This window comes from Streptomyces sp. SID13666 (assembly GCF_010548325.1).
GTDB classification, from domain to species: domain Bacteria; phylum Actinomycetota; class Actinomycetes; order Streptomycetales; family Streptomycetaceae; genus Actinacidiphila; species Actinacidiphila fildesensis.
On the sequence record NZ_JAAGLX010000020.1, the window covers coordinates 84,421 to 101,415 of the forward strand.

Below are 16,995 nucleotides of genomic sequence, written 5' to 3' on the forward strand. Positions count from 1 at the left end.
CGCTACGCCCTCACGGACAGGTGGGTACGCCGACGAGCCAGGCGGGACCCTTGATGTAGATGTTGGTGATCCACGCGCGGTAGTCCGGCAGATAGGACCAGGCGTCGTTGGTGAAGCCCTCGGCGGTGACGGACTGCGCGTGCTTCTGGCAGCTGATCTTCACCGAGGTCGGGCCCGCGAACTTGTACACCCGCGCGCTCGTGGTGGACGCGTCGGCGTGCGTCCAGACGTCGGTGCCCCAGGTGCTGAAGCCGCCGCCCGGCGCCGCGGCGCCGTCGATCCGGACCGCTCCGGCGTAGTCGCCGCCCACCCGGGCGTCGCTGACCATGACGTGCGTGCCCGACTGCCGGGCCTCGACCATCTTCCCCGCGCCGAGGTAGACCGCGATGTGGTGGATCGCGCCGCCGTTGCCGTAGGCGAGCAGGTCCCCGGGGCGCAGCGGTGCGGTGCCCTGGGCGGCGCTGAAGCGTGCCGACGCGTGTGTGGTGTTGAACTGGCTCCGGGAGGTGCCGTTGAGGATGTCCTGCCCGGTGGCCTGGGCGTAGGCGAACCGCACCAGCCCCGAGCAGTCGAAACCGCGCCGCTCGGGGTCGTGGTTGCTGGCGGGGTCGCTGGGGTCCACCTGCCCGTAGGTGGCGCCGGGCTGCGCACCGTGGCCACCGCCCCACGAGTACCAGACGCCGATCTGCCCGCAGGCCGCCCGTACCGCCTTCTCCGCCACCGCCGAGGCGCCCGGCGCGAGTACGTCGCAGGTGCCGGCCGCCGCCGCGGCCCGCGCCGGGGCCGACGGGGCCGCTTGCGCGGTCGACACCGACGCCCATCCGCTGAGCGCCAGTACGCAGAGGGCGGTGGCCGCCCTGGTGATCCTGTTGATCCTGTGCCGGGTGTGTCGCATTCGTGATCCCCGTTCGTCCCGCCGAAAGTCCGGTCGCTGCGGTTCGGTTGCTGCCCTCCGAGCCTGTGCGGCGGGCCGGTCGGTGTCGAGGACCCGCCCGTCGCCCGATCCGACGGGAAACGGGAAACACCTGGGGAAACAGCTCTGATCAGCGCTGATCGGCCCTGGCCTGCGCTGTCATGACGGGCAGACGGGCCGGTACGGCACGCCGGGGAGCAACTGCGCCCAGCGCGTCCGGCCCGCCCCTCCGGCCAGCCGGCAGATCTCGGCGCCGCGCTGCCGCACATCGACGTTCCACAGCCGCACGGTGCCGTCGTTGCTGCTGCTGGCCAGCATCGGCTGCCGGGGGTCGAAGGCGACCCCCCAGACCGCGCCGCTGTGTCCGGTGAGAGTGGCGGTGAGCCGCCACCCGCCGGTGTCCCACAGCCGTACGGTGCCGTCGCTGCCACTGCCGGCCAGCGTCCGGCCGTCCGGGCTGAAGGCCACCGCGCGCACCGCGCCGCTGTGGCCGGACAGTCCGGCGGTGCGGCCGTCGGCGCCGGGCCCGCTCGGGTCCCAGAGCCGTACGGTGCCGTCGTTGCCTCCACTGGCCAGGGTCCGGCCGTCCGGGCTGAACGACACGCCCCGCACCGAACCGCTGTGCCCCCGGAGCACGGCGCCGGCCCGGCGTCCGGCCACGTCCCACAGCCGCACCGTCAGATCGTCGCTGCCACTGGCCAGCGTCCGCCCGTCCGGGCTGAACGCGACGGTGTTCACGAAGTCCTGATGCCCGGTGAGGTCCGTGACGAGCCGGTGCCGCGCCACGTCCCACAGTTTGACGGTGCGGTCCGCCCCTGCGGAGGCGAGGAGTCGTCCGTCGGGGGAGAAGGCGACGGCGAAGACGGATCCGTCGTGGCCGGTGAGGTCCGTGACGAGCCGGTGCCGCGCCACGTCCCAGAGTTTGACGGTGCGGTCCGCCCCTGCGGAGGCGAGGAGTCGTCCGTCGGGGGAGAAGGCGACGGCGAAGACGGATCCGTCGTGGCCGGTGAGGTCGGCGAGCCGCCGGCGGTGGGTGACGTCCCAGAGTTTGACGGTGCGGTCCGCCCCTGCGGAGGCCAGCAGCCGTCCGTCCGGGGAGAAGGCCGACTGCCAGAGCTCGGCGAACGGACGCGTGGTCAGCGCGGACCTGCCCAGGTCCCACAGCACCACGGACTGGTCGAACCCCGCCGTGGCCAGCAGGTTTCCCGGCCCGACGGCGATGGACAGCACGTAGTCCGTGTGTCCGGCGAGGGTGGCGGTCACCCGGTGGGTCGCCGTGTCCCAGAGCTTGGCGGTGCCGTCGCCGCTGGTGCTGATGACAGCGGTACCCTCCCGGCTGAACGCCACCGCGTTGATGTCGTCGTTGTGGCCGGTGAGAGTGGCGAGCGGCCGCTGCTCCGCGACGTCCCAGATCCGGACGGTGCGGTCGGCGCTGCCGGAGGCGAGGGTTTTCCCGTCCGGCGCGAAGGCGACGGAGAGCACCTCGTCGTTGTGGCCGGTGAGGGTCGTCAGCGGTTGCCGGCCCACGGCGTCCCAGAGCCTGATGGTGCGGTCGGCGCTGCTCGAGGCGAGGGTTTTCCCGTCCGGGGCGAAGGCGACGGAGAGCACCTGGTCGGTGTGGCCGGTCAGCGTCGTCAGCAGGCGCCGGCCCGCGACGTCCCAGATCCGGACGGTGCCGTCCGCCCCGCCGGACGCGAGGGTCGCGCCGTCCGGCGCGAAGGCGACCGCCCGGACGCCGCCGCTGTGACCGGTCAGGGTCCCGGCCGCCCGGTGGTCCGCGACGCCCCACAGCCGTACGGTGCCGTCCGAGCCGGCCGACGCGAGCAGCCGGCCGTCCGGGCTGAACGCGACGGAACGCACCGGAGCGCCGTTGCCGGTGAGGGCCGCCACCGTCCGGTGGTCCGCGACGGACCACAGCCGTACGGTGCCGTCCGAGCTCGCCGAGGCCAGCAGCCGGCCGTCCGGGCTGAACGCGACCGCGTTGACCGGTCCCGTGTGGCCCCTGAGCCGGCCGGCGAAGTACTGGGACTGCGTGCTGAGCAGGGCGCCGCGCGCCTCGGTGGTCGGCGCCGTGCGGTACGCGGCCGCGGCCAGCAGTATGGACGCCTCCGGCTGCCCGGTCGCCAGCGCGCCGGACCGCACCGCCATCTCCTGCGACTGCGCGACCCGGCGCTCGTCGACGGCACGCGACCGCTGCTGGAACGCCAGGCTTCCGGCGAGGACCGCGACGACCAGCAGCGCCGCGAGGGTGACCAGCAGCCGCCGCTGGACCGTGGCCTGCCGCCGCGCGGCGGTCCGGCGGCTCCGCTCCTCCGCCAGGCTCGCGTCCAGGAACTCCGTCTCGTGCGGGCCGAGTTCCGCGCGGCCGTCGGTCTGCTCCGCCCATTCCCGCGCGACGGCCAGCCGGTTGCCGCGGTGCAGCAGCCCGGGGTCGCGCCGCTCCCGCACCCACTCGCCCGCGGCCTGGGCGAGCTGCTGATGGGTCAGCAGCCCCGCCCGGTCGTTGTCGATCCAGCCGCGCAGCCGGGGCCAGGCGCGCAGCAGCGCCTCATGGGTGATCTCCACTGCGTCCCGGTCGACGGTCAGCAACCGGGCCCGGACGAAGGCGTCGAGGGTCGCCTCGGCGGCCCGCCGGTCGGGCAGCTGCGCCAGCAGCGGATCGCGGTCCGCCCGGCGCCGGGACTCCACGTCGCCGTCGCCGACGTGCACCAGCCGGACCAGGATGCGCCGGGCGAGGTCCTGTTCGGCCGGCTGCAGCCGGCCGAAGACCTCCTCGGCCGACCGGGCGATCGCGCCGTGGATGCCGCCCGTCATCTCGTACCCGTGCACGGTCAGCGTGCGGCCGCTGCGCTGCTGCCAGGTGACGAGCAGCGCGTGGGAGAGCAGCGGAAGGGCGCCGGACGCTGTCCCACGGGAGGCGCCTCGCACCTCCAGGTCCCGCAGCAGCAGTTCGACCAGGCCCGGCTCCAGTGCGAGCCCGGCCCGTTCGGCGGGGCGGACGACGGCCTCCCGCAGTTCGGCCGCGGTCATCGGGCCCAGCGCGAACAGCCCGTGGGTGAGGACCGCCGCCAGCTCCTCGTGTTCGAGGCAGCGCCCGCAGAAGTCCGCCCGCATCCCCAGCACCACCGTGGCGGGCGGCTCCCCGCAGCCGGACGCGGCGCGGGAGACGGAGCAGAGCACGGAGACGAAGGCGTGCCGCTCCGCCTCGTCCGCGCACAGCGTGAACGTCTCCTCGAACTGGTCGACCAGCAGCACCAGCCGCGCCGTGCCGAGGACCGGGCGCAGGATCTCCGCCAGCCGGCCGGGCCCTTCCTCGAGCTCCTCAGGGGTGACGCTCAGGCCGGTCCCCAGCGCCTCGGTCACACAACGCAGCAGCTCCTTCAGCGGGTTCGGGGTGGGCGTGCACACCACCACCGGCCAGCCGCGGGATCCCGCGACCGGCAGTGCACCGCGCTCCAGCGCGGGTACCAGCCCGGCGCGCAGCAGGGAGGACTTTCCCGCGCCGGACGGGGCGATCACCGCCAGCGGCCCGCCGCCGATCCGGCCGGCGAGCTGTTCCAGCAACTGGGCGGTGGCCCGGTCCCGGCCGAAGAACCACCGCGCGTCCTGCGGGCGGAAGGCCGCGAGCCCCGGGTAGGGGCACACCGCGTTCCGCGGGTCGTCCGCTTCCGGTGTCCTGGCCGGTGGCACCTCGGGGACCAATCGCGCCAGCGCGCCCCCGGCCAGCAGCTCTTCGTCGCACCGGCGGGCCAGATCGGGGGTGGGCGGCTTGCCGCCGTTCTCGATCTTGCTGAGATAGCCCTTGCTGTAGTGGATCCGCTGCGCGAGCGCCGTCAGCGACAGCCCGCGCGCACCCCGCAGCCGGCGCAGCTCCGCCCCGAATCCGGCCGGTCCGTGCGCCGACGTTTCGTCCGGTCCACCCATGCGTACTCCCGCGGAGATCCGGATCACCACGCTACAGGTGGGATCGTGATACTTGGTCACCAATGGGCATGGCTGCGGGAGATGGCTGCGGGAGATGGTGGCGGACAGCCCGGGCGTGGTGCCGGCCCCGGAGTGCCGGGGCCGGTCCCGCCGTCATCTGGTGCTGATCTGCACCTTCCTGATGTCCACGGGAAGGGCCGGGTAGCCGTCGCCGGGGCCGTTCTGGTCGTCCTCGCCGGCCGCGGCGATCTTCTGCAGGACGTCGAGCCCCGCGGTGACCTTGCCGAACGGGGTGTAGGCGGGGGAGAGCTTGGTGTCCTTCCAGACGAAGAAGAACTGGCTGCCGTTGGTGTTCGGACCGGCGTTGGCCATCGCCAGCGTCCCGGCCGGGTAGGTGGCGCCCGTCAGGTTCTCGTCGGGGAAGGAGTACCCCGGCCCGCCGCTGCCGGTGCCCGTCGGGTCACCGCACTGCAGCACGTACAGCCGCTGGGTGGTGAGGCGGTGACAGTGCGAACGGTTGAAGTAGTCGCGCTCGGCCAGGAACCGGAACGAGTACGTGGTGCACGGGGCCTTGTCCGTCAGCATCTTGACGGTGATGGAGCCCTGACTGGTCTTCAGCGTCGCGCTGTACGGTCTCGCGGCCTTCCGTGCGTCGAAGACCGGTATCCCCTTGAAGTTGTCGGCGGGGACGGCCGCGGTGTACGCGCAGGGGGCGGGCACCGGTGGCGGATCGTCGGCCGCCGCGGCCGTCGTCAGGCTCAGCGGGAGAACAGCGGCGGCGGTGAGCAAAGCCCATTGCTTGCGCTTCATACGAGGACCCTCCGGATCGGAACCTGACACGGCCGCACCATGCCTGCCCGATCTGGTGGGGGCTAAGCGCCGCATGGGCCCGGTGGGACGTGATGGCCGAAACCGGTGCGTCCCCGCGCGGGTTCCGTACCCCCCGCACCGGTGCGCCCGGCGGGCCGCCCGCTCGCGCGGGAGGCCCGCCGGGCGGCCGGTCACACCTTGCGGTACGTGTACGCCTCCTCGGCCGCGGCGACGACCGCCGCCAGGTCCGCCCCGGCGGACGCGGTGACCACCGCGGCGACCGCGCCCTCGACGAAGGGCGCGTCGACGAGCCGGGTGTCCGGGGGAAGTTCGTCCTCCTCGGCCAGCATCGCCTTGACGGTGAGCACGGCGCTGCCCAGATCGACCAGGACCGCCACCCCGGCGCCCTGGTCCACGGAGTGCGCCGCCGCCGCGATCAGGTCCGAGCTGGTGCCCAGCTCACCGTCGGGAGTGCCGCCCGCCGGTGCGACGCGCGCGACGGCGCCGCCGCCGGCCAGCCCCGTCGCGAGCAGGCCGACCGCTTCGGCGACCGCCGCGCTGTGCGACACCAGGACGATGCCGACCAGGCCGTCGCTCATGCGACCGCCTCCGCCGCGGTGTCCGCGAGCGCGGCGACCAGCAGCGCGGCCGAGGTCGCGCCGGGGTCCTGGTGTCCGATGCTGCGCGGGCCGAGATAGCTCGCGCGACCCTTGCGGGCCTGCAGCGGCACGGTCGCCGCCGCGCCCTCGTCCGCGGCGATCCGGGCGGCGGCGAGGCCGTCCGCGAGCCCGGCGCCCGCGTCGAGCGCGAAGGACAGCGCCTCGACCGCCGGGACGAGCGCGTCGAGCATCGTCTTGTCGCCAGATACGGCCCCGCCGAGCTTCCCGACCGCCTCGACCCCGGTGCGCAGGGCGTCGCGGAACTCCTCGGGGGTGGCCGGGGTGCCGTCGCCCAGCGCCTTGCCCGCCCTGCGCAGCAGCGTGCCGTACAGCGGGCCCGCAGCCCCGCCCACGGTGCTGATGAGCTGCGAGCCCACGAGGGTGAGCACCCCGCCCGGGGTCTGCGGCGGCTCCAGCTCCACCGCCGCGTGCGCCGCGGTGAAACCGCGCCGCATGTTGCTGCCGTGGTCGGCGTCGCCGATGGGGGAGTCGAGTTCGGTCAGCCGGTCCGCCTCGCGGTCGACGACCGCGGCCGCCGTCGCCAGCCAGCGGCGCAGGAAGTCGGCGTCGATCACCGGGCCGGGAGCCGTGGATGCGTTCATGCGGTCCTCTCTACGGGGCGTGTCCATGGAGTCGCGGGTGGCAGGGCCTGGGTCACGGCCGCGATCAGCGGCACCAGCACAAAGGCTGCTTCGCGGCCGCGCCCCAGGTGTATTGACCCGCAGGGTTGTTTGCGCGGGTCAATACACCTAGCAGCCCCAGCGCAGGCCCGGCGTCGAGACCGGGGCGTCCCACAGCCGCAGCAGTTCCTCGTCCACCTGGCACAGGGTCACCGAGCAGCCGGCCATGTCGAGGGACGTCACGTAGTTGCCGACCAGGGTGCGGGCGACCGGTACCTTGCGTTCGGCCAGCGCCCGGTGCACCTCCGCGTTGAAGCCGTACAGCTCCAGCAGCGGGGTGCCGCCCATCCCGTTGACGAGGGCGATCACCGGCGCGTCGGGCCGCAGGTCCTCGACCACCGCGTCGACGACGACATCGGCGATCTCGCCCGACGTCATCATCCCGCGCCGCTCGCGGCCGGGCTCGCCGTGGATGCCGACGCCCAGCTCCAGCTCACCGGCGGGCAGATCGAAGGTGGGGCTGCCCTTGGCGGGGGTCGTGCACGCGCTGAGCGCCACGCCGAAGCTGCGCGAGGACTCGTTGACCCGCCGGGCGAGCGCCTCGACCCGCTCCAGCGGTGCGCCCTCCTCGGCCAGGGCGCCGGCGAGCTTCTCGACGAAGAGCGTCGCGCCGGTACCGCGCCGGCCGGCCGTGTACAGGCTGTCGAGGACGGCGACATCGTCATTGACCAGGACCTTGGCGATCTGTACGCCCTCGTCCTCGGCGAGCTCGGCCGCCATGTCGAAGTTCAGCACGTCGCCCGTGTAGTTCTTGACGATGAACAGCACGCCCGCGCCGCTGTCCACGGCGGCCGCAGCGCGGACCATCTGGTCCGGCACGGGCGAGGTGAACACCTCGCCGGGGCAGGCGGCGTCGAGCATGCCCCGTCCGACGAACCCGCCGTGCAGTGGTTCGTGCCCGGAGCCGCCTCCCGAGACCAGACCGACCTTGCCCGCGACGGGCGCGTTCCGTCGCACGATCAGCCGGTGCTCGACGTCGACGATCAGTTCCGGGTGGGCGGCCGCCATGCCGCGCAGAGCGTCGGCGACCACGCTTTCGGCCACGTTGATGAGCATTTTCATGAGGTGCGGCCCTCCGCTTCAACAGCTGTCGTTGCGTCCACTGTGCACGCTGGCAGCCTACGTACCGGGCCTGGCGAAGGCACCCCGGCGGCGGGCCCGGCGCGGCGCCCGCCCCGTACGACCTATGGCGGAGAGGGCTCCGCCCGCAGGCGCAGCGACCGCGCGACGATGCTGTCCGACGTCACGAGGGCCTGCTCCGCCTCCACGCGCGTGAGGAAGACGCCGGGCGGGATGACGGGCAGCATCGGCAGCTTGTCGGGGTGAAGGTCACGCAGAAGACGCCTTCGACGCAGCCGCTGAGCCGGGTGAGGTACAGCAGGACGTTGCCACTGAGATCGAGCCGGTCCGCGCTCAGGGCTAGCCACCGGCCGGGACCGTCGTGGGTGGACAGCCGGTCGTCGGTGAGTGACGCCGACGCCATGCTGACGACCATGACCTTCAGCGGGCCCCCGGCGGTGGGCACGGTGGTCACCTAGGAGAGCGCGAAGCCGTTCGGGGTGAAGCGGCTCGTCGTCACCGTCGGCGGCCGGGACCCGGCCCGCGGCGCGCCCGACGCACTGTCGGCGGAACGGACCGGTGCGGCGCCGGCGCCGGCGAGGATCACCAGCAGGACGGCCGGCAGCGCGACGGCGAGCGCCCGGCCGCCGGTACTGCCCGTAGCACCGCCTGCCGCGCCGGGCACGGATCCGGATCCGGGGTTCGGTTCCGCCCCTTCCGCCGGCCCTCCGCGGCGGTGCCGGGCGCCACGGGCTCGTCCAGGATCCAGCCGAGACCCATCGCGCTCCCGGCGATCCCGAGCAGCATGCCGACCAGGAAACCGCCGAGGTTCGTGGCGGCGAACGAGAGCACCGACAGGATCAGCGCGTTGACGCTGACGTACCGGCGGGTCCAGCGGACCCCACCGGCGGCGGATGCCCGGCCGGTGCGGCGGTGCGGGTGATCAGGAGGTGCGGGTGATCAGGCGTGCGGGGACGTGCCGCGACAGGACCCGGCGGAGGGCGGTGACGCCCGGCGGCCTTCTGGCATACTGCGGAAATCCTGTGGCAGTTGGAGAGTAGGCCCGATTTTGAATAATAGTCAACAGCGTGGAACGGACGTTCCACGAGGACCGCGCGGCACCGACCGGTCCCTGGCGCGGCGAGCCGAACTCATAGCCACCGGCCGGAAGTTGTTCGCCAACACCTCGTACGACGCCCTGTCCATGGACGACATCGCCCGGCACGCGGGCGTCGCCAAAGGGCTGATCTACTACTACTTCAAGAACAAGCGCGGCTACTACCTCGCCATCGTGCGCGAGTCGGTCGAGGAGCTCGTGGTGCGTGCCTCCAGCACCGCCGACCTGCCGCGCGCCGAACGCGTGCACCGCACCGTCGACGGCTATCTCCGCTACGCCCAGCACAACCAGGCCGCCTACCGCACGATCGTGAGCGGCGGTGTCGGCTTCGACGCCGAGGTGCACGCGGTCCGCGACGCGGTGCGCGAGGAACTGCTCGCGGCGATCGCCGAAGGCGCGTACGGGCACCGGGAGCTCCCGGTGGTCGCGCGCACCGCGCTGGTCGGATGGCTGTCGTGCGTCGAGGGCGTGACCCTGGACTGGCTCGGCCACCAGGGGCTGGAGCGGGACGTGGTGCGGTCCCTGCTGGTGCGCATGCTGCGGGACACCCTGCTGGCGATCCAGGACTTCGAGCCGTCCTGCCCCGCGCCGGTCGCCGAGTGACGGGGCAACCCACCGCCCGGTGTTAGCCCTTCCGAATTACTGGAACGCGTTCTAGTCTGTGCGCCGTCGCCGCAGGGACCGGGGACCCGGAGACCTTAGGAGGGGCCGTGCACCTGGACTACACACCCGAGCAGCAGCAACTGCGCGTGGAGCTGCGTTCGTACTTCGCCGGACTGGTGCCGGACAACGTCTACGCCCGCTACGCCGATCCCGCGGCGCAGAAGAAGTTCTACCGGGACACCGTCCGCCGGCTCGGCGCCGACGGCTGGCTGGGCATCGGCTGGCCCGCGGAGTTCGGCGGCCGGGGGCTGTCGCCGATGGAGCAGTTCATCTTCTTCGACGAGGCGGCGCAGGCGGGTGTGCCGCTGCCGCTGATGGCGCTGAACACCGTCGGTCCGACGATCATGCAGTTCGGCACCGAGGAGCAGAAGGCGTACTTCCTGCCGAAGATCCTCGCCGGGGAACTGGACTTCGCGATCGGCTACTCCGAGCCGGACGCGGGCACCGACCTCGCCGCGCTCAAGACCCGCGCGGTGCGCGAGGGCGACGAGGAGTCCGGCACCTACACCGTCAACGGCCAGAAGATCTGGACCACCAACGGCGACACCGCCGACTGGGTCTGGCTGGCTGTGCGCACCGACCCGGATGCCCCGCCGCACAAGGGCATCACGATGCTGCTGGTGCCCACCTCGGACCCCGGCTACTCGTGCACGATCATCAACACCCTCGCCTCGCACGACACCACCGCCAGCTACTACGAGAACATCCGGGTCCCGGCCGGCCGCCGGGTCGGCGCGGAGAACAAGGGCTGGCGGCTGATCACCAACCAGCTCAACCACGAGCGCGTCACCCTCGCCGCCCACGGCACCATGGCGATCCGCGCCCTGCACGACGTGCAGCGCTGGGCCGCCGACACCAAGCTCGCCGACGGCAGCCGGGTCATCGACCTGGGCTGGGTGCGGCGCCGGCTCGCGCTGACGCACACCCGGCTCGACGCGATGAAGCTCCTCAACTGGCAGATGGTGGACGCCCTCCAGCAGGGAACGCTCACCCCGCAGGACGCCTCCGCGGTCAAGGTCTACGGTTCCGAGGCCCGCCGGGACGCCTACGCCTGGCTGATGGAGATCACCGCGGCCGCGGGCCCGATGAAGGAGGGCTCCGCGGGCGCCGTCCTCCACGGCGAGCTGGAGCGCGGCTACCGCAGCGCGGTCATCTTCACCTTCGGCGGCGGCAACAACGAGATCCAGCGGGAGATCATCTCGTGGATCGGCCTGGGTATGCCGCGCGTCCGCCGTTAGCGTGGGGGTAGGGGCACACGGGCGGCGATGGAGGCGGCGATGCGCGACGCGGACCCCGGGCTCTTCGGACCCCGGTCGGTCACCTGGCAGCTGCGCGGCGATCCGATCATGTGGGTCGCGGGGGTGCGCGCCCTGTATCTGCAGGCCCTGCACCCCCGCGCCGTGCAGGGCGTCATGCAGAACTCCGACTTCCGGAAGGACGCCTGGGGGCGCCTGCTGCGGACCGCCGACTTCGTCGGCACGATCACCTACGGCACCTCCCTCCAGGCCGAGCGGGCCGGGGCCAGGGTGCGCGGCATACACCGCCGGCTCGGCGCGACCGATCCGCGCACCGGTGAGCGGTTCGGCGTGGACGACCCGGAACTGCTGCTGTGGGTGCACTGCGCCGAGATCGACTCCTATCTGGCGGCCGCCCGCCGGTCCGGGCTGCCGCTCACCGGCGGCCAGGCCGACGCCTACGTCGACGAGCAGCGCACCGCCGCCCGGCTGGTCGGCCTGGACCCCGGCACGGTGCCCGACAGCACCCTGGCGCTCGCCGACTACTTCGAGAACGTCCGGCCGGAGCTGGCCGCCACCGAGGACTCGGACGCGGTCTACGCGTTCCTGCAGGCGCCGCCCGTGCCCTGGCCCCTGGTGCCGGCCAGGGCCCTGCTGTGGGCCCGGGTCGCGGACCTGGCCTACGCGGCGCTGCCGCCCTTCGCCCAGCAGCTGTACGGCCGCCCGGCGCCGTCCGCCGCCGCCACCGGGCTGCGGCTGCGGCTGGCCGGCCGGGCGCTGCGCACCGTCCCCGCCCAGCTGCGCTGGCAGCTGCCGCCGGGACATATCCTCAAGGCGGTGGGGCGGCTCGGGCCCGGAAGCCATCCGTCCGTGTACAAGCTGCGCGAAGGGGCGCGTTCCCTGCCGTAATGCGACGTGCCTCCCGGCGGTGCCTGCGGCCATACTGGACGCCGGGGGAGTTACGCGGAACGACGGGGGCGGCGGCGGATGATGGCGGCTGTACACGATGGCAGTGGCACGCTGATTCAGAGCCGGTACCGGCTGAACGAGCTGATCGGCCGGGGCGGGATGGGCGAGGTCTGGCTGGCCCTGGACGAGTCGCTCGGGCGGCGGGTCGCGGTCAAGTGCCTCAAGCCGCTGAGCCCGGCCGCGGACGCCGGGTTCACCCGGATCCTGCAGGAGCGGTTCCGGCGCGAGGCCCGGGTGGCGGCCTCGCTGCAGCACCGCGGCGTGACCGTGGTGCACGACTTCGGCGAGCACGACGGCGTGCTGTTCCTGGTGATGGAACTGCTCGACGGACGCAATCTGCTCCAGGTGCTGGACGATGCCCGGCGCCAGCCGCTGCCGGTCCCGGACCTCATGGACATCGCGGAACAGGTCGCGTCGGCGCTGGCGTACACCCACGCGCAGGGCATCGTGCACCGGGATCTGAAGCCGGCCAACATCATCCGGCTGAGCGACGGCGCCGTGAAGATCTGCGACTTCGGCATCGCCCGGCTCGGCCACGACATCGGCTTCACCTCCCGCCTCACCGGCACCGGCATCGCCATGGGGACCCCGCACTACATGTCGCCGGAACAGATCGGCGCGTCCGAGGTCGACCAGCGCAGCGACCTGTACTCGTTCGGCTGTGTGCTGTACGAGCTCGCCACCGGGGCGCCGCCGTTCGACATGGACGACGCCTGGGCGGTGCTGGTCGCCCACCGCGACGCCGTGCCCGAGCCGCTGTGCGCCGGCCGGCCCGACCTGCCGCAGGAGCTGGAGCGGCTCATCCTGGACCTGCTCGCCAAGGCCCCGGACGACCGGCCGCAGAACGCGGCGGACGTCGGCGGCCGGCTGAAGGCGATGCGCGGCGCGGCGGAGCGCCCGGTGGTCCCGGCGGCCCCGCTGCCGTCCTGGGCGCGCGACCTGGCCTCGGACTCCGGCGCCCGCGCCACCCGGGCGTTCCACGCCGCCGCGCCGCCGCGGCACGAACTCACCGGCGCCTGGTCCACCCGCTCCGCCTCGGGCGCCGTCGCGCCCGCGCCGGAGCAGCTCGCGACGCTGGCCGCCCGGCACACCGAAGGAATCGACCTGGAGCGGCTGGGCCGCTGGCAGGAGGCGTACGACCTGCACACCGCGGTCGCCGCGGAACGCGACCGGGCGCTGGGCACCGAGCACCCGGACACCCTGACCAGCCGCCACGAGGCGGCGTCCTGTCTGGCCCGGCTGGGCAGGACCGAGGACGCGATGCGGCTCTACGACTACGTCGGCGGGGTGCGGCAGCGGGTCCTCGGCCCCGACCATCCCGACACTCTCGCCGCCCGGCACGAGGCGGCGTACGCGCTCGGCCGGCTCGGTCTGCACCTGGAGGCCCACCAGGGCTACTCCGCGGTGCTCGCCGCCCGCGAGCGCACCCTGGGCGCCGAGCACCCCGACACCCTGCGCTGCCGGCACAACCTGGCCTTCAACCTGGGCCGGCTGGGACGGCTCGACGAGGCGTACGCCATGGCCGTCGAACTCGCCGCGGTCCGGGCCGGGGTGCTGGGCCCCGACCACCCCGAGACGCTGGTCACCCGCTACGAGGTGGGCTACGTGCTGGGCCAGCTCGGCCGCTGGGCCGAGGCGCTGGAGGTGTACGGGGAGGTGGCCGCCGCCCATGAGCGCACCCAGGGTGCCGGCCATCAGGACACCCTGGCCGCCCGCTACGAGATGGGGATATGCCTGGGCCGGCTGGGGCGCAGCGCCGAGGCGCTGGAGCTCTACCGCGACCTGGTCGCGGCCCGCACCCGTACCGCGGGCCCGTCCGACGCCGAGACGCTGCGCGCCCGGCACGCCCTGGGCGTCAACCTCGGCCGGCTCGGCCGCTGGGACCAGGCGCTGGCCGAGGCGGGGACCGTCGCGGAGATCCGTGAGCAGGCGCTGGGCGCGGACCATCCCGACGCCCTGGTCAGCAAGCGCGAGGTCGCGGTGGGGCTCGGCTGGCTGGGCCGGTGGGAGACCGCGCTGGACGTGTACCGCGAGGTCGCCGACGCCCGGACCCGGGTGCTCGGCCCGGCCCACCCCGACACCCTCACCAGCCGCAACGACGAGGCGCACTGCCTGGAACAGCTCGGCCGCTCGGCGGAGGCGCTCGCGCTCTACCGCAAGGTCGCGGCGCAACAGGGGGGCCCGCAGAGGCTGTGAGTTTCCCAAATATCTGACGTTGCGTCAGATAATCTCTTCCGTCTCCGCGCCCGCTGCGGCATCCTGCCCACCATGGAGACGGAGCTGAGCAAACGGCTGGGTATCGAGCACGCCATCTTCGGCTTCACGCCGTTCCCCGCGGTGGCCGCGGCCATCAGCCGCGCCGGGGGAATGGGCGTGCTCGGTGCGGTGCGCTATTCGGACGCGGACGAACTCGCCCGCAGCCTGGACTGGATGGAGGAGAACACCGGCGGCCGGCCCTACGGCCTCGACGTCGTGATGCCCGCCAAGAAGGTCGAAGGCGTCAGCGAGGCCGACATCGAGGCCATGATCCCCGAAGGGCACCGCGAGTACGTCCGCCAGGTGCTCGCCAAGCACGGCGTACCGGAGCTGGGACCGGACGACGTGTCGGGCTGGCGGATCACCGGCTGGATGGAACAGGTCGCCCGCAACCAGCTCGACGTGGCCTTCGACTACCCGATCAAACTGCTCGCCAACGCGCTGGGCTCGCCGCCCGCCGACGTCATCGCCCGCGCCCATGAGCACGACGTCCTCGTCGCCGACCTCGCCGCCAGCGCCCGCCACGCCGGGCACCACAAGGACGCCGGCATCGACATCGTCGTCGCGCAGGGCTACGAGGCCGGCGGCCACACCGGCGAGATCGCCAGCATGGTGCTGGTCCCCGAGGTCGTCAGCGCCGTCGAGGGCATCCCCGTGCTGGCCGCGGGCGGCATCGGCACCGGTGAACAGGTCGCCGCCGGACTGGCCCTGGGCGCCCAGGGCGTCTGGCTCGGCTCGGTGTGGCTCACCACCACCGAGGCGGAACTCCCCTCGCAGGTGCTCATCGACAAGCTGCTCGCGGCGGGCTCCGGCGACACCGTCCGGTCCCGGGCCCTCACCGGCAAGCCGGCCCGTCAGCTGCGCACCGAATGGACCGACGCCTGGGAGGACCCGGCCGGTCCCGGCACCCTGCCGATGCCGCTGCAGGGCCTGCTGGTCGCCGACGCGGTTTCCCGGATCCAGAAGTACGAGACCGAGCCGCTGCTCGGGACCCCGGTGGGCCAGATCGTCGGCCAGATGAACTCCGAACGCAGCGTCCAGGCGGTCTTCGACGATCTCACCCGCGGTTTCGAACGGGCCGTCGACCGTATCAACCGCATCGCCGGCCGAGCCTGAGGAGGCACCATGACGTCCACCGCACCCAACGGCTTCTGGGCACAGGCCGCCCAGGACCCCGACCGGCTGGTGCTGGTCGCCCCGGACGGCGACGAATGGAACGCCGGCCGGCTCAGCGCCGCCTGCAACCAGCTCGTCCACGGACTGCGCGAGGCCGGGCTCGAACCCGGTGACGCCTTCGCGGTCGTGCTGCCCAACAGCGTCGAGTTCTTCACCGCCTATCTCGCCGCGTTCCAGGCCGGCTTCTACCTGGTGCCGGTCAACCACCACTTCGTGGCACCCGAGATCGCCTGGATCCTGTCCGACTCCGGCGCCAAGGTCCTCATCGCCCACGAGCGGTTCGCGGCCGACGCGCAGGCCGCCGCCGACGAGGCGGAGTTCCCGGTGGACCGGCGGTTCTCGGTCGGCGAGGTGCCGGGCTTCCGGCCGTACGCCGAACTGACCGACGGACAGCCGGTCGGCGCGCCCGCGGACCGCACCAGCGGCTGGGTCATGAACTACACCTCGGGCACCACCGGGCGCCCCCGCGGCATCCGCCGCCCGCTGTCCGGGAAGCTGCCCGAGGAGACCTACCTCGGCGGCTTCCTCGGCATCTTCGGCATCAAGCCGTTCGACGACAACGTCCATCTCGTCTGCTCGCCGCTCTACCACACCGCGGTGCTCCAGTTCGCGGGCGCGGCACTGCACATCGGGCACCCGGTCGTCCTCATGGACAAGTGGTCGCCGGAGGAGATGCTCCGCGTCATCGACCGCTACCGCTGCACCCACACGCATATGGTGCCCACCCAGTTCCACCGCCTGCTGGCCCTCCCGGAGCAGGTCAAGGAGCGTTACGACGTCTCCTCCATGCGGCACGCCATCCACGGCGCCGCGCCCTGCCCCGAGCACGTCAAGCGCGCCATGCTCGACTGGTGGGGGCCCTGTGTCGAGGAGTACTACGCCGCCAGCGAGGGCGGCGGCACCTTCGCGCCCGCCGCCGACTGGCTCAAGCGGCCCGGCACGGTCGGCAAGGCCTGGCCGATCAGCGAGATCGCCATCTATGACGACGACGGCAACCCGCTGACGGCGGGTGAGGTCGGCACCGTCTACATCAACATGAAGACCGGCGGCTTCAGTTACCACAAGGACGAGGGCAAGACGAAGAAGAACCGCATCGGCGACTTCTTCACCGTCGGCGACCTCGGCTATCTCGACGAGGACGGCTATCTGTATCTGCGCGACCGCAAGATCGACATGATCATCTCCGGTGGCGTCAACATCTACCCCGCCGAGATCGAGGCCGCGCTGCTCACCCACCCCGCCGTCGCCGACGCCGCGGCCTTCGGGATCCCGCACGAGAGCTGGGGCGAGGAGGTCAAGGCCGTCATCGAACCCGCCGCCGGCCACAAGGCGGGGCCGGAGCTGGCCGACCACATCCTGGCCCACTGCGAGAAGCGGCTCGCCGGCTACAAGCGGCCCAGGACCGTCGACTTCATCACCGAGATGCCCCGCGACCCCAACGGCAAGCTCTACAAGCGGCGGCTGCGCGACCCGTACTGGGAGGGCCGCGACCGCGCGCTGTGACCACGACCGCCGGTCGGCCGGCACCCGCCCG

General features: G+C 73.1%; 15 protein-coding genes. 6 read left to right on the plus strand and 9 right to left on the minus strand.

The window, feature by feature from the left end:
* Positions 1–10: 10 nt before the first annotated feature.
* The 9 genes from G3I60_RS24405 to G3I60_RS45665 all read right to left on the minus strand — a co-directional run bounded on the left by G3I60_RS24405 (position 11) and on the right by G3I60_RS45665 (position 8,897).
* Positions 11–895 (minus strand): C40 family peptidase, encoded by an 885-nt coding sequence (locus G3I60_RS24405; protein WP_164295889.1) that lies wholly within the window; start codon positions 893–895, stop codon positions 11–13.
* A 177-nt stretch (positions 896–1,072) separates the two neighbouring features.
* Entirely contained in the window at positions 1,073–4,837 is a 3,765-nt protein-coding gene (locus G3I60_RS24410; protein ID WP_164607717.1) for a helix-turn-helix domain-containing protein, read from the minus strand.
* A gap of 153 nt (positions 4,838–4,990) precedes the next feature.
* Positions 4,991–5,647, minus strand: a complete 657-nt coding sequence (locus G3I60_RS24415) for a peptidylprolyl isomerase (protein ID WP_164295893.1) — start codon at positions 5,645–5,647, stop codon at positions 4,991–4,993.
* A gap of 191 nt (positions 5,648–5,838) precedes the next feature.
* A complete protein-coding gene (locus G3I60_RS24420; RefSeq protein ID WP_138353963.1) occupies positions 5,839–6,246 on the minus strand; it encodes a PTS-dependent dihydroxyacetone kinase phosphotransferase subunit DhaM in 408 nt (135 codons plus the stop codon).
* Complete coding sequence (gene dhaL / locus G3I60_RS24425) at positions 6,243–6,908, minus strand: dihydroxyacetone kinase subunit DhaL (RefSeq protein ID WP_164295895.1); 666 nt, start codon at positions 6,906–6,908, stop codon at positions 6,243–6,245. The genes G3I60_RS24420 and dhaL overlap by 4 nt, the downstream gene beginning before the upstream one ends.
* Positions 6,909–7,055: 147 nt before the next feature.
* Positions 7,056–8,048: a dihydroxyacetone kinase subunit DhaK gene (gene dhaK / locus G3I60_RS24430; protein ID WP_138353961.1), complete on the minus strand. Its 993-nt coding sequence runs from the start codon at positions 8,046–8,048 to the stop codon at positions 7,056–7,058.
* Between the two features lie 181 nt (positions 8,049–8,229).
* Entirely contained in the window at positions 8,230–8,511 is a 282-nt protein-coding gene (locus G3I60_RS24435) for a hypothetical protein (protein WP_164295897.1), read from the minus strand.
* A 9-nt stretch (positions 8,512–8,520) separates the two neighbouring features.
* Entirely contained in the window at positions 8,521–8,730 is a 210-nt protein-coding gene (locus tag G3I60_RS24440) for a hypothetical protein (protein WP_164295899.1), read from the minus strand.
* Positions 8,649–8,897, minus strand: a complete 249-nt coding sequence (locus G3I60_RS45665; protein ID WP_343241963.1) for a hypothetical protein — start codon at positions 8,895–8,897, stop codon at positions 8,649–8,651. Before G3I60_RS45665 ends, G3I60_RS24440 begins: the two co-directional genes overlap by 82 nt.
* A 217-nt stretch (positions 8,898–9,114) precedes the next feature.
* Between G3I60_RS45665 and G3I60_RS24445 the strand changes: the two genes are divergently transcribed.
* The 6 genes from G3I60_RS24445 (at position 9,115) to G3I60_RS24470 (ending at position 16,964) form a co-directional block, all read left to right on the plus strand.
* Positions 9,115–9,765, plus strand: coding sequence for a TetR/AcrR family transcriptional regulator (locus G3I60_RS24445; protein WP_138353959.1), 651 nt, complete (start codon positions 9,115–9,117; stop codon positions 9,763–9,765).
* A gap of 107 nt (positions 9,766–9,872) precedes the next feature.
* The gene (locus G3I60_RS24450) at positions 9,873–11,063 is read left to right on the plus strand and encodes an acyl-CoA dehydrogenase family protein (RefSeq protein WP_138353958.1); all 1,191 of its coding nucleotides are present in this window, start codon (positions 9,873–9,875) and stop codon (positions 11,061–11,063) included.
* Between the two features lie 39 nt (positions 11,064–11,102).
* Positions 11,103–11,969: an oxygenase MpaB family protein gene (locus tag G3I60_RS24455; protein WP_164607719.1), complete on the plus strand. Its 867-nt coding sequence runs from the start codon at positions 11,103–11,105 to the stop codon at positions 11,967–11,969.
* A 78-nt stretch (positions 11,970–12,047) separates the two neighbouring features.
* Positions 12,048–14,225, plus strand: coding sequence for a serine/threonine-protein kinase (locus G3I60_RS24460; protein ID WP_239070179.1), 2,178 nt, complete (start codon positions 12,048–12,050; stop codon positions 14,223–14,225).
* A gap of 72 nt (positions 14,226–14,297) precedes the next feature.
* On the plus strand, positions 14,298–15,401 hold the full coding sequence (locus G3I60_RS24465; protein ID WP_164607721.1) for a nitronate monooxygenase family protein: 1,104 nt from the start codon (positions 14,298–14,300) through the stop codon (positions 15,399–15,401).
* Between the two features lie 9 nt (positions 15,402–15,410).
* Positions 15,411–16,964, plus strand: coding sequence for an acyl-CoA synthetase (locus G3I60_RS24470; RefSeq protein WP_164295905.1), 1,554 nt, complete (start codon positions 15,411–15,413; stop codon positions 16,962–16,964).
* Positions 16,965–16,995 lie beyond the last annotated feature (31 nt).